Below are 13,223 nucleotides of genomic sequence, written 5' to 3'. Positions count from 1 at the left end.
GCATTCTCCTCTTTCCCGACTGAGCCATGAATACAGAAAATCGCAAACCCCTTCCCGGTACCAAGCTAGATTTCTTCGATACGCGGGCCGCGGTCGATGCCATCTCGCCCGGTGCTTACGATAAACTGCCGTACACGTCACGCGTGCTGGCCGAGAACCTCGTGCGTCGTTGCGACCCTGCGACGCTGACTGCATCCCTGCAGCAATTCATCGAGCGTAAGCGCGACCTGGATTTTCCATGGTTTCCAGCGCGTGTCGTGTGTCATGACATCCTCGGTCAGACCGCACTGGTCGACCTTGCAGGACTGCGCGACGCGATTGCCGCCCAAGGCGGTGACCCATCGCTGGTCAACCCCGTCGTCCCAACCCAATTGGTGGTCGATCACTCGTTAGCCGTTGAGCGCGGTGGCTTCGATAAGGACGCGTTCGATAAAAACCGCGCCATCGAAGACCGTCGTAACGAAGACCGGTTTGATTTCATCAACTGGACCAAAAAGGCGTTCAAAAACGTTGACGTGATTCCTCCGGGCAATGGTATTCTGCACCAGATCAATCTTGAGCGCATGTCGCCGGTGGTGCAGGTAAAAGATGGCGTCGCTTTCCCTGACACGCTGATCGGTACCGATAGTCACACGCCGATGGTCGATGCGTTGGGCGTGCTCGCCATCGGTGTTGGTGGTCTGGAAGCTGAAAGCGTCATGCTGGGTCGCGCATCCTGGATGCGTCTGCCCGACATCATTGGTGTCCAACTGAGCGGCAAACCGCAGCCGGGTATTACTGCCACAGACATCGTGCTGGCGCTGACCGAGTTTTTGCGTGCGCAAAAGGTTGTATCGTCTTACCTCGAATTTTATGGTGAAGGCGCATCCCATCTGACGCTGGGCGACCGTGCCACCATCGCCAACATGGCACCCGAGTTTGGTTCGACCGCTGCGATGTTTTACATCGACGAGCAAACCATTAAATACCTCAAACTGACCGGTCGTGATGATGAGTTGGTCAAACTGGTCGAACTCTACGCCAAAGCCACTGGCCTGTGGGCTGACAGCCTGAAGCATGCCGAGTACGAACGCGTCATCCATTTCGATCTGTCTTCGGTAGTACGTAATATCGCGGGGCCATCCAATCCACACAGCCGCGTGCCAACCTCCGAACTGGCTGCGCGTGGTATCAGCGGCAAGGTAGAAAACGAGCCCGGTCTGATGCCAGACGGTGCCGTAATCATCGCTGCCATCACCAGTTGCACCAACACTAACAACCCGCGCAACATGATTGCCGCAGGCTTGTTAGCGCGTAATGCCAATGCCCGCGGTCTGACGCGCAAGCCATGGGTAAAAAGCTCGCTGGCTCCGGGATCCAAAACGGTCAAACTGTATCTGGAAGAAGCCGCGCTATTGTCGGAGTTGGAAACACTCGGCTTCGGCGTTGTCGCCTTTGCCTGTACCACTTGCAACGGTATGAGTGGCGCGCTTGATCCAGTCATCCAGAAGGAAGTATTGGATCGCGATCTTTACGCTACCGCTGTTCTTTCGGGCAACCGCAACTTCGATGGTCGTATTCATCCGTATGCCAAGCAAGCGTTTCTGGCGTCCCCACCATTGGTGGTGGCTTACGCGATTGCTGGCACGATCCGTTTCGATATTGAAAAAGATGTCCTGGGTATCGACGCCGCTGGCAACGCTGTGACGCTGAAAGATATCTGGCCGTCTGACGAAGAAATCGATGCCATCGTCGCTTCCAGCGTGAAGCCGGAACAGTTCCGCAAAGTCTACGAGCCCATGTTCGCCGTGGTTGCCGATAACGGTGAGAAAGTCAGTCCGTTGTATGACTGGCGTCCAGAGACGACCTACATTCGTCGTCCGCCGTATTGGGAAGGCGCACTGGCTGGCGAGCGTACGATGAAAGGTATGCGTCCGTTGGCGGTCTTGGGTGACAACATCACCACCGATCATTTGTCGCCATCGAACGCAATCATGCTCAATAGCGCGGCCGGTGAATATTTGGCTAAGATGGGTTTGCCTGAAGAGGATTTTAACTCCTACGCTACCCATCGCGGCGATCACCTCACGGCGCAGCGTGCGACCTTCGCCAATCCGACACTGAAAAACGAAATGGTGTTGGAAAACGGCAAAGTCAAAGCAGGCTCGCTGACCCGCGTTGAGCCAGAAGGCAAGATTACGCGCATGTGGGAGGCCATTGAAGTTTACATGGAGCGTAAACAACCATTGATCATTATCGCCGGTGCCGACTACGGTCAAGGCTCCTCACGTGACTGGGCCGCTAAAGGCGTGCGTCTGGCGGGTGTAGAAGCGATTGCTGCTGAAGGTTTTGAGCGTATTCACCGCACCAATCTGGTCGGTATGGGCGTGATGCCGCTGGAGTTCAAGCCGGGCGTCAACCGCCTTACCTTGAGCATCGACGGTACCGAAACCTTCGACGTGATTGGCGAGCGTACACCACGTACGACGCTGACGCTGGTTATCAACCGACAGAACGGCGAACGTGTGGAAGTGCCGGTCACTTGCCGCCTCGATACCGCGGAAGAAGTGTCGATCTACGAAGCGGGCGGCGTGCTACAACGTTTCGCTCAGGACTTTCTGGAGTCGTCGGCAACTGCATAATAAGTTGCAAACAGTCTGGCCAACAATCTGCCTAATAAGTTAGCTAAAAAGCTAGCCAGGCAGCACTATCCCGATAGACGGTTTGACATCTTGCGCGGCGCAAAAATGTGCCGCGCATGACCACTCAAGACAACTCAGGAAACATCACCATGACCCACGTGCCCCAAATCAAAATTGCCGCCACCTACATGCGCGGCGGTACCAGCAAAGGCGTGTTCTTCCGCCTGCAAGACCTACCAGAAGCAGCGCAAGTGCCGGGCGCTGCACGCGACGCGTTATTGCTGCGCGTCATTGGCAGCCCGGATCCTTACGGCAAACAGATTGACGGCATGGGTGCAGCGACCTCAAGTACCAGCAAGACGGTTATTCTGTCCAAAAGCAGCAAGCCCGATCACGATGTCGATTACTTGTTCGGTCAGGTAGCCATCGATAAAGCATTCGTTGACTGGAGCGGAAACTGTGGCAATCTGTCTGCCGCAGTTGGTTCGTTTGCGATCAGTAACGGCTTGGTGGACGCCAGTCGCATTCCACAAAACGGCATGGCAACGGTACGTATTTGGCAGGCGAACATCGCCAAGACCATCATCGCGCATGTACCGATCACCAACGGCAGCGTGCAAGAAACTGGTGACTTTGAGCTTGACGGTGTGACCTTTCCCGCCGCCGAAGTCCAGCTGGAATTCATCTCACCAGCAGCCGACGAAGAGGGCGCGGGTGGATCAATGTTCCCGACCGGCAACCTCACCGACGACCTCGAAGTGCCGGGCGTCGGCACGCTCAAAGTGACGATGATCAATGCGGGTATACCGACCATTTTCGTCAACGCAGAAGCGATCGGCTACACCGGCATTGAACTACAAGATGCGATCAATAGCGATGACAAGGCATTGGCCCTGTTTGAAACCATTCGTGCGCATGGCGCGGTACGCATGGGACTCATCAAGCACATTGACGAAGCGGCTAATCGTCAACATACACCAAAGGTTGCCTTCATCGCCAAACCCGCTGCCTACGTTTCCTCCAGTGGTAAACCGGTTGAGACTGGCGACATCGATTTGCTGGTTCGGGCGATGTCGATGGGCAAACTCCATCACGCCATGATGGGTACGGCAGCGGTTGCCATCGGGACCGCCGCAGCGATACCCGGCACGCTGGTGAACCTCGCCGCTGGCGGTGGCGCGTTAAGTGCAGTGCGTTTCGGACATCCTTCAGGTACCTTGCGGGTGGGTGCAGAAGCTGTCCAGAACAACGATGAATGGACGGTGACCAAAGCGATCATGAGCCGCAGCGCACGGGTGTTGATGGAGGGATGGGTACGCGTGCCTGGCGATACGTTCTGATGCATGTTTTGACTGAAGTCAGGGCGTATAAGCAAGCGACCTGACGGAACTAAAATCGCGGCGTGAAAGCAGGGCGCTTGCCGACCACCACGCCTCAAAATAGTCTCTGGCTATTGCCGCACCAGTAATACCGAAAAATAAGACATCATAAGACAATATAAATATAACAAAATAATGAGGAGATCCACATGTCGTTCGATCAAAAATATCAGGAAAAACGTCTAAGTGCCGACGACGCCGTTCGTCTTGTTCATAATGGCGACACCATTGTCGTACCGACCGGTTCTGCTGAGCCACCAAAGCTGCTGACGGCACTCTCCGAGCAGCGTCGGGATTTTCTGGACGTGCGCATATCTCAGATTCTTCCATTGCGAAAGTACGGCTATTACGACCATGAGACGACGGATCATGTGCGCCACGTTGCGTATTTCTTTGGCCCGGCGTCACGCGCCGGAGGTCAGGCTGGCTGGACCGACTATATACCCGCCTATTTTGCCGAGTTACCCAGTTTGCTTCGGCAAGGACTCTCGCCCGCCGATGTTGTTTTTAGCATGGCCTCGCCGATGGATGAGGAAGGTTATTTCTCACTCGGTCTAGCCGCGGACTACACCATGGCTGCGATTGAAAAGGCCCGTGCGATCGTTCTTGAAGTCAATCCGAATGTGCCGTATTCCTACGGTAATTGTCGCGTCCATATTTCGCAGGTCGCGGCCATTGTTGAAAGTGAGGAGCTGCTGCCAGAAGTCGGTTTACCTAAAATTGGCCCGGTACAGGAAGCAATCGGCAAATACGTCGCGGATATGATCAATGATGGTGACACGCTGCAAATTGGTTACGGTGGCATCCCCGATGCAGTGGTGATGCAATTAACCCACAAGCGTGACCTTGGCATTCATACCGAAATGCTCGGTGATGGTCTGATGACGCTAGTTGAATCAGGCGCTGTCACCAATAAGCGGAAAAATATGCATCCGGGCAAGATGCTCGCCACGTTTGCGCTCGGCTCCAAAAAACTCTATCAGTTCATGCATCGCAATCCGGTGCTGGAGATGCATCCTGCCGATTTCACGAACGATCCATATCTCGCTGGCCAGAACGACAATCTTGTCACCATCAATGCGACGATGCAAGTAGACCTGATCGGCCAGTGTGGTTCGGAAACATTGGGGTTCTGTCCAGTATCCGGTACCGGTGGTCAAACAGATTTCGTACGTGCGGCAAATCGGTCAAACGGCGGAAAGTCTTTTATCGTCCTGCCTGCCACCGCGAAGGATCAAACCATCTCCCGGATTGTCCCCACACTGACCGCAGGCACGCATGTCAGTACCAGCAAGAATGATGTGAATTATGTGGTGAGCGAATACGGCGTAGCGCAATTACGCGGAAAATCGGCCCGACAGCGCGCCGAGGAACTGATCGGCATTGCCCATCCCGATTTTCGGGGTGAGTTGCGTGAGGCGGCGAGAAAGATGAATTTGCTTTAAGACTTGTAGCAAGGAAGCTGGCAGCTACAGGCTGCCAGTACCTACAATTTTACAGAATCACATGGACATGATCGATAAATTCCTTCAGCGCTTAAGCAGCATTAAATCAGAATCGAGCGCAGCTAGGTCGTCATTCTTCACCCCTCATGCTTTCCTGTTAAGCTAAACTAATGCCTTACCTATAACAGATTACCGATAGACAGATGAACACCCGTTTCCTCGAAACCTTCGTCTGGCTGGCGAAATTGAAAAATTTTCGGCTGACAGCGGAAAAATTGCACACCACGCAAGCTGCGGTATCAAGCCGCATTGCCACGCTGGAGCAGGATTTCGGTCTGCGCCTGTTTGATCGTGGCGCACGTGAGGTTGCCCTGACTACTGACGGTAGCAAGGCGTTGGTGTATGCAGAACGTATCGTCAAGCTGATGCGCGAAATGAAGGACGACATGTCGGCCCGTGATAACTATTCTGGCGTAATCAGGATTGGCGTGATCGAATCCATCGTACATAGCTGGTTTCCGGACCTGATTGGACGTATTCACAAACTGTTTCCTCAACTGGAAATTGAAATCGCCAGCGATACCACTATTCATCTTAGCGAGCAGTTCAGCAAGGGTGACCTGGATTTGGTTCTGCTGGCAGAGCCAGTGATCGCGCTCAATGTACGCAATTTCAAGCTGTGCGAATTGCCGATGCGCTGGGTTGGCAGCAGCAAGTTGGAGATCGGCAACGAAACCCTGACCTTGTCCGATCTGGCTGCCTTTCCGCTGGTCAGTTTTGCCCGCAATTCGGGACCGCACAGTATCATCAAACAACTGTTTTCCAACAGCGAACGTGGCTCGCTGCATATCAATTGCATTACCTCCGTGGCCACCATGATACGACTGGTCAGCGATGGGTTCGGCGTTGCCGTAGTGCCGCCTGCCATCATCCAGCGTGAGCTCAATGATGGCAGTTTGCAACTGCTGCGGGTGGATGCTGAGTTCCCCGCTTTGCTGCTGATGGCCTCGTTTCGCAACGATCCAGAAAATGCGCTGACCGAGACCATTGCCAGCATCGCGCAGGAAACCGCGTCCGAATTCGCACTGAATTGGGGACCGGAAATCGCCAGATTACCGTCCGAACCGCTGGAACTGCCTTTCCCGCTTGCCTGATCAGGCCCCGCACCATAAGAGGAACAGATCCTCTTAAACTTCCATAAACCTCCCCACTTTTGCTCATAAGCTTTTTCAATCGCCTGCGCTGACAATTTCTTGTTGGACAGGCGTCTGGTCGTTACGCATACTCAATTCATCCGATAGACAGATCTGTACTACCGGTGACGGTGATCATAGAAACACCGCGCAATCCTTCGCTAACGGCTGCGAAGCAACTTCCTTTTCAGGTGACATCACATGAGCAACAACATCAAACTAGCGAACAATGCGTTGGAAGATACCTACAAGAAAATTGCCTGGCGGCTGATTCCGTTTCTGGTATTTCTGTTCGTACTGGCATGGATAGATCGGGTCAATGTCGGCTTTGCCAAATTACAAATGTTGCAGGATTTGCAATTTAGTGAGGCCGTTTATGGACTTGGCGCTGGTATCTTTTTTATCGGCTACTTCCTGTTTGAAGTCCCTAGTAATTTGTTGCTGGAAAAAATCGGCGCCAGAAAAACGCTCGCCCGGATCACGATCCTGTGGGGTTTGACCTCAATGGCCATGGTGTATGTCAAGACACCCGCCAGCTTTTATGTCATTCGATTCTTTCTGGGCGTGTTCGAAGCCGGTTTTTTCCCGGGTGTAGTGCTGTACCTCACTTACTGGTTTCCGGCAGCTCTGCGGGCGCGTGTTAATGGCCTGTTCATGACCTCCTTCGCGATTGCTGGCGTCGTGGGTGGCCCGATTGCCGGTCTTATCATGAGTCGCATGGATGGCGTTGGTCATTTCGCTAACTGGCAATGGCTGTTTTTGCTGGAAGGGATTCCCTCCGTAATCGCCGGTATTTTGGTATTGCTTTATCTGCCGGAGAAGCCAGTCAATGCAAAATGGCTGAGTACGACAGAGCAACAGGCTGTAAGCAAAGCGTTGGCATCGGAAAACCATGACAGCAAACATTCCTCATTACGTGACGCATGCCGTAATTATCGGGTTTGGCTATGCGCTGCTGTGTATTTTTGCGTCGTTAGCGGCAACGCCACGATTGCCTTTTGGTCACCGTCCATCATCAAGGAAATCGGCATCGTCGGTAATTTGCAGATCGGCTTGATTTCGGCAGTTCCTTTCCTCGCTGGTACCGTCGCCATGATATGGAATGGCATCCATTCTGATCGCAGCGGCGAACGGCGTCTGCACTGTGCATTGGCAACTTTGGTAGCGAGCATTGGCTTGATATTGACCGGATTCTTTATTGGCAATGCGGTGCTGGCGCTGTGTGCCCTGACGCTGGCTGCCGCAGGTATTCTCGCTGCTTTCCCGGTGTTCTGGTCGATTCCCGCGGCATTCCTTACCGGTACCGCCGCCGCCGGTGGCATCGCACTCATCAACTCGATTGGCAATTTGGCTGGTTTCGTCGCACCGTATCTTATCGGCTCGCTCAAAACCTCCACCGGTAGCGTGGCTTCTGGACTTTACTTCGTGGCGGGGCTGGAATTAGCCGCAACGTTTCTGGTCCTGGTGTTCATTAAAAAAGTCCGCTAATTTCACCACCATCACGGCTTTGCACGTTGCAGTGCCGTCTTCTTTAACGTTGGAATCATCATGCATATCTCCTTTCAAATCGACACCGAACAAGGTTCACGCCAACTCGACACCGATATCGACACGCTAATCGTGGCCGGTTGGGCCGGGCGCGACCACGCCGCCATTGAACATCACATAGAGGAACTGGCGGCACTCGGCATCTCACGCCCCAGCGCCGTTCCTTTGTATTACCGGATTGCCAGCAACCAGCTAACGCAGTCGCGCCAAGTCCAGGTAGTTGGCCCAGATTCGTCGGGAGAGGTCGAAACCTTTGTCTTCGCCGCCGAAGGCGAACTCTATGTCAGCATTGCCTCCGACCATACTGACCGCAAACTGGAGGCGCATAGCGTAGCGCTGTCGAAACAGCTATGCGTAAAACCGGTCGCTAACACAGCGTGGCGTCTGGCCGAAGTTGCAGACTATTGGGACGAACTGGTGATCCGCTCCTACATCGAAGAAAACGGCGAACAAGTTCTGTATCAGGAAGGTCCGTTAGCGTCACTGCGCACGCCGCAGGATCTGATCGCTGGCTATACTAACGGCGCCACAATGTTGCCCGCAGGCAGCGGAATGACTTGCGGAACTGTTGGTGCAATTGGTGGCATTCGTCCGGCACAGTCATTTACAATGGAGTTGTTCGATCCGCGCCGTCAACGCAGTTTGCGACACCATTACGAAGTCGATATATTGCCAGAGGTGGCATAAAAAGCAAATATTAGCTATCACACCCTTTTCGAGACCTTATGACTAACACGCTACCAACCCTGCAGGTTTTGTCCGCAGCACTGCAACAGAATGCCACCAGCTCCGCAGCGCTGACCGAGACCGCGCTGCAACGCGCATTGGCGCAGTCCGGCGAAGGCAGCCGGGTATTCACCGAAATCTACCAAGTCACAGCAAGGGCGGCTGCGCAAGCGTCGGATATCTTGCGCGTCAGCGGCCAGACTCGCTCACCGATAGAAGGCTTACCGATCTCAGTCAAGGATCTGTTTGATGTCGCCGGTAGCATTACGCGGGCTGGGTCGGTGGCGCTCAACGATGCGCCGCCAGCGCAGGTAAGTGCGGTAGTGGTGCAGCGACTGGCCGCCGCCGGTGCAGTCATCATTGGGCGTACCAATATGACCGAATTTGCTTATTCCGGTCTTGGTATGAATCCACATTACGGCACGCCGCGCAATCCATGGGATCGGGCCAATGGGCGCATTCCCGGCGGTTCGTCGTCCGGCGCGGCTGTGTCGGTCAGCGATGGCATGGCGGTTGCCGGAATTGGTTCTGATACTGGCGGTTCAATTCGGATTCCCGCTGCACTGTGTGGACTGACTGGCTTCAAGCCGACCGCTAGCCGAGTATCGCTGCAAGGTGTTTTGCCGCTATCGGCGCAACTGGATTCGATAGGGTCGATCACCAATAGCGTCACCTGTTGCGCAACGATTGATGCCATTATCGCCGGTGAACCGATCCTTCCGCTAATGCCTTATTCGCTACGTGGCTTGCGTCTGGCGCTACCAACCACTCTGGTGCTGGATGGTATGGATAGCCAGGTTGCAACAGCGTTTGCCAAGGCACGCCAGCGTCTGGAAAAGGCGGGTGTATTAATTGAAGAAATCGACATCCCCGAGTTTGCCGAACTGGCTGCCATCAATGCAAAAAGCGGTTTCACCGGAGCCGAAGCCTACGCCTGGCATCGGACGCTGATCGCCGACCGCGCCGCGTCGTACGATCCACGCGTGATCTCGCGCATACTGCGTGGCAAGGAGATGAGCGCAGCTGACTTGATTGACTTGTTTGCGGCACGCAAGCAATGGATCGTAGCGGTAGAGCGCAGGATTGCGGGGTACGACGCATTGTTGATGCCGACTATCCCGATTGTGGCACCGACTATCGCCGCTCTGGAGGCCAGCGACGAGGCGTATAACAAGGCCAACGGCTTGATTTTGCGGAATCCGTCGGTGATCAATTTTCTCGATGGTTGCGCGCTTTCGTTGCCTTGCCATGCGGCAGGTGATGCGCCGGTGGGATTGATGCTGGCCGCTGTTGGTGGCAATGATCGCAAGATTTTGGAAATCGGATTAGCGGTTGAGGCTACATTGGCAAGTGCGTGAATCAGGTTTAGCGACAGTGAATAAAAATGCCGGGTCAAATCATTTGACCCGGCATTTTGTTATTGCTTATTGCTTATTGCTGATTATTTATTTCTGAATGCAGCGTTACAGACCTCATCGCAAAAGAGTGGTCAATGCAGGGAAGAACGCAATCAGTGCAAGGACTGCCATCATAATGCCGACATAAGGCAGCGTTCCGATCACGATACGACGATAAGGGACATCGCGCGCCACATTCTGCACCACAAACAAATTGAGACCGACCGGTGGGTGGATCAATGCCATTTCCATATTGATTACGACGATGACGCCAAACCAGATGAGATCCCAATGAAAAGCGGTCACAATGGGAATAAGTATCGGCATCGTAATCACGATAATGGCGATGGTCTCCATGAAACATCCGAGAAAAAGCAGCAATAAATTAATGAAAATAAAGACCACCCATGGAGAGAAGTGGGCATGCGCAACCGAGGATGAAAGTGCCGTTGCCACTTGCGTAGTCGTCATCACATAGCCAAACACGATAGCGCCGGCGATGACCACCAGAATCATTACACTGCCTTGAGCGGTTCCGAGAAGAATGGTGCGAAATTTATCCCACGTCATGTCGCGATAAATAATCCCGGAAAGTAATAAACTAACGACCGTTCCGAGTGCAGCCGCTTCGGGCGGCGTAGCCAGTCCCAAATATAGCGATCCAAGAATGATGGAAATCAAGACCACGAAAGGACCGATTGTTTTTACCGCTGCCAGGCGCTCCATTGCCGTCACGGTTCTTTTCTGCTCAGTACCCACAACGGCTGGTTTACCTCTCCGAAGTGACATCGCCACCTGATAAACCGCAAAGGACATGGCCATGATGAGGCCCGGCACGATGGATGCCATAAACAGCTTGCCGATGGATTGTTCGGAGATGACGCTGTAGACGATCAAGGGAATACTTGGGGGGACCAAAATGCCGAGGGTTCCGCCAGCCGCCACCGCGCCACATGCTTCCGCATCCGGATAACCATGACGCCGCATTTCCGAAATGGCAAAGCCGCCGAGCGCTGCGGCAGTCGCCACGCTGGAGCCTGAAACCGTTGCCATGATCGTGCACGCGATTGTCGTCGCCACACCAAGACCGCCCGGTATGCCATGCAAAATGGTTGCCAGCGAATTATAGAGACGCGCGCCCATTCCTGAGGCCGAGATAATCGCCCCCATTAACATGAATAAAGGCAATGAGGTCAGCGTAACGTTGGTGACCGAACTCCAATAGGTATTGGCCACAATACCGAGAGAACTGATATCGCCGCTCACCACCAGCAATGTGCCAATCCCGACAAACAATAACGAATAAGCGATCGGAACGCCCAAGGTCAACACCACCAGGAGACTAACGAACATCCCGAGGCCAATAAGCATTTCCATTTTGTCGTCTCTCTAAATCAATTTTTATGCGGGATGCCTGCGGGGATATAGTTGTTCTTACATTGTCGGCTGTGCAATTTTTGCCAATCTATGAAGGCTCTCGCACCATGCAGAAACAAAAAAATGACGGTCCCGGCAAGCATGATCGAATAGGGCATCCACAAAGGAATGGAAAATGTGCCCCACGATTTTTCGCCGCTCTGCCATGCTTCAAGCCAAAAATTGAAGCTGAGATAGACGAGTAAAATGCCGACCATGCCAACGACCACGTTGGTGATGAGAAATAGCGCAGTCTTGCCATTCTTTCCCAGATGAGATTCCAGTATTTCTACGCGAACATGGCGTCCACTCCAGAGCAGAAAGCCCGCGCCAACAAAGGTGACATAGCCCATCAAATAAGAGGTGACTTCGGTAATCCAATTATCGGAAAAGCCGAATAATTCGCGTGCGATCACCCCGCATGAAATCAACGTCATCGCAAGCAGCACAACCAGCCCGACCGACATACCGAGGCCATTGCAGAATCGGTCGATCATGCGTTCAAAAGCAGTGGTAGTGAAAGCAGTATTAGAAGCAGTATTCGAAGCAGAAGCAGCCGTAGAAATATTTTCCATAATATGGTCTGGGTCTATTTCTTGAAAACGACACTCTGATCAAGCAACTGAGCGCCATTAGGAACCTCTTTGCGGAATTTTTCAAAACTGTATTCCTGGAATAGTTTCTGCCATTGCGTCCATTCGACGAGCGTCATTTTGCTTACTTTTGCACCGTTATCCGCAAACAGTTTTGCCACTCTTTGATCGTCTTTCTTTGCCGCTTCAAAAGATTCCTGTTCCAGACTTTTGCCAACATCGACTAATATTTTCTGCTGCGCCGGTGTCAGCTTATTCCAGGTTTTCATGCTGATCGCAATCGGATCAATGGTGTAATAAATGCTGTAGTCTTCTGGCGAGATATAGTATTTGGCCACCTCATACAACCTAAATGAGCCAAACGTGCCAGATGATGTCCATACGGCATTCAGCAGACCAAGTTGCATCGCATTGTAGGTCTCCGATGACGCTAGCGATACCGTGCTTGCGCCAGCCTTTTGCAATGCAAATTCCATCATTCTGCCCGCAGCTCTTGCCTTCACGCCGGAGATGTCAGCAGGTATTTTTATCGGCTTGTTGGTGGACGCAACGCCGCCGGATATTTGAATCCAGCTTAACGTTTTGAATCCATACGCTTCCGCTTTTTGCTCGAGTTTTGCAAACGCTTCACTGTTGCGGAATCGGAACACATCTTCAGGCGTTTTCCACAGCCCCGGCAATAGGACCAGATTCATCTCCGGGATCGCTCCAGCGGAGTAAATATAGGGATAAATAGCCAGATCGATTGCGCCATTTTTTAATGCTGTGTGGGTATTGAGCGCTTTGACTAAAGAGTCCGCGGGGAAAATATCAATTATTATTTGGTTATTCGATGCTTTCGCCACTTCTTCGGCGAACTTTTTACCAGCCACAACGACATAATTGGCTTTATCGTCTGACCATTG

At 53.1% G+C, this 13,223-nt stretch carries 10 protein-coding genes; 7 read left to right on the top strand and 3 right to left on the bottom strand.

Translation table 11 applies throughout. The annotated features are described in order from the left end of the window. Positions 1–26: 26 nt before the first annotated feature. The 7 genes from acnD (at position 27) to QN379_RS12175 (ending at position 10,270) form a co-directional block, all read left to right on the top strand. On the top strand, positions 27–2,621 hold the full coding sequence (gene acnD / locus QN379_RS12205; protein ID WP_323506743.1) for a Fe/S-dependent 2-methylisocitrate dehydratase AcnD: 2,595 nt from the start codon (positions 27–29) through the stop codon (positions 2,619–2,621). A gap of 149 nt (positions 2,622–2,770) precedes the next feature. After that, positions 2,771–3,961 carry a 2-methylaconitate cis-trans isomerase PrpF gene (gene prpF, locus QN379_RS12200; RefSeq protein ID WP_323506778.1) on the top strand — a complete coding sequence of 397 codons (1,191 nt, stop codon included), beginning with the start codon at positions 2,771–2,773 and terminating at the stop codon, positions 3,959–3,961. A 188-nt stretch (positions 3,962–4,149) separates the two neighbouring features. Continuing rightward, positions 4,150–5,445 (top strand): acetyl-CoA hydrolase/transferase family protein, encoded by a 1,296-nt coding sequence (locus QN379_RS12195; RefSeq protein ID WP_323506742.1) that lies wholly within the window; start codon positions 4,150–4,152, stop codon positions 5,443–5,445. 203 nt (positions 5,446–5,648) lie between these two features. After that, positions 5,649–6,599: a LysR family transcriptional regulator gene (locus QN379_RS12190; RefSeq protein WP_322232313.1), complete on the top strand. Its 951-nt coding sequence runs from the start codon at positions 5,649–5,651 to the stop codon at positions 6,597–6,599. A gap of 240 nt (positions 6,600–6,839) precedes the next feature. Then, on the top strand, positions 6,840–8,126 hold the full coding sequence (locus QN379_RS12185) for an MFS transporter (protein ID WP_322232312.1): 1,287 nt from the start codon (positions 6,840–6,842) through the stop codon (positions 8,124–8,126). 60 nt (positions 8,127–8,186) lie between these two features. Beyond that, on the top strand, positions 8,187–8,873 hold the full coding sequence (locus tag QN379_RS12180; protein ID WP_323506741.1) for a DUF2848 domain-containing protein: 687 nt from the start codon (positions 8,187–8,189) through the stop codon (positions 8,871–8,873). 38 nt (positions 8,874–8,911) lie between these two features. Further along, the gene (locus QN379_RS12175) at positions 8,912–10,270 is read left to right on the top strand and encodes an amidase (protein WP_323506740.1); all 1,359 of its coding nucleotides are present in this window, start codon (positions 8,912–8,914) and stop codon (positions 10,268–10,270) included. Positions 10,271–10,384: 114 nt separating this feature from the next. Here the strand turns inward: QN379_RS12175 and QN379_RS12170 are convergent, their stop codons facing one another. From QN379_RS12170 to dctP, 3 genes are all read right to left on the bottom strand, one after another. Next, a complete protein-coding gene (locus tag QN379_RS12170) occupies positions 10,385–11,686 on the bottom strand; it encodes a TRAP transporter large permease subunit (protein ID WP_322232309.1) in 1,302 nt (433 codons plus the stop codon). A 17-nt stretch (positions 11,687–11,703) separates the two neighbouring features. Beyond that, positions 11,704–12,300 (bottom strand): TRAP transporter small permease, encoded by a 597-nt coding sequence (locus QN379_RS12165; protein ID WP_323506739.1) that lies wholly within the window; start codon positions 12,298–12,300, stop codon positions 11,704–11,706. A 14-nt stretch (positions 12,301–12,314) separates the two neighbouring features. Continuing rightward, positions 12,315–13,223 (bottom strand): TRAP transporter substrate-binding protein DctP (gene dctP, locus QN379_RS12160; protein ID WP_323506738.1); only part of this gene is annotated, 909 nt, incomplete at its 5' end.

Source organism: Glaciimonas sp. Gout2 (genome assembly GCF_035018905.1).
Taxonomy (GTDB): Bacteria; Pseudomonadota; Gammaproteobacteria; order Burkholderiales; family Burkholderiaceae_D; genus Glaciimonas.
The sequence above is the reverse complement of the archived record's forward strand: the minus strand, read 5'-3'. Positions and strand labels throughout refer to the sequence as shown.

Bases quoted from the DNA above. Each gene is read 5' to 3' on its own strand.
- QN379_RS12185 (WP_322232312.1), top strand. From the start codon at position 6,840: ATGAGCAACAACATCAAACTAGCGAACAATGCGTTGGAAGATACCTAC.
- QN379_RS12170 (WP_322232309.1), bottom strand. From the start codon at position 11,686: ATGGAAATGCTTATTGGCCTCGGGATGTTCGTTAGTCTCCTGGTGGTG.
- QN379_RS12195 (WP_323506742.1), top strand. From the start codon at position 4,150: ATGTCGTTCGATCAAAAATATCAGGAAAAACGTCTAAGTGCCGACGAC.
- QN379_RS12190 (WP_322232313.1), top strand. From the start codon at position 5,649: ATGAACACCCGTTTCCTCGAAACCTTCGTCTGGCTGGCGAAATTGAAA.
- QN379_RS12180 (WP_323506741.1), top strand. From the start codon at position 8,187: ATGCATATCTCCTTTCAAATCGACACCGAACAAGGTTCACGCCAACTC.
- QN379_RS12175 (WP_323506740.1), top strand. From the start codon at position 8,912: ATGACTAACACGCTACCAACCCTGCAGGTTTTGTCCGCAGCACTGCAA.
- QN379_RS12165 (WP_323506739.1), bottom strand. From the start codon at position 12,300: ATGGAAAATATTTCTACGGCTGCTTCTGCTTCGAATACTGCTTCTAAT.
- prpF (WP_323506778.1), top strand. From the start codon at position 2,771: ATGACCCACGTGCCCCAAATCAAAATTGCCGCCACCTACATGCGCGGC.
- acnD (WP_323506743.1), top strand. From the start codon at position 27: ATGAATACAGAAAATCGCAAACCCCTTCCCGGTACCAAGCTAGATTTC.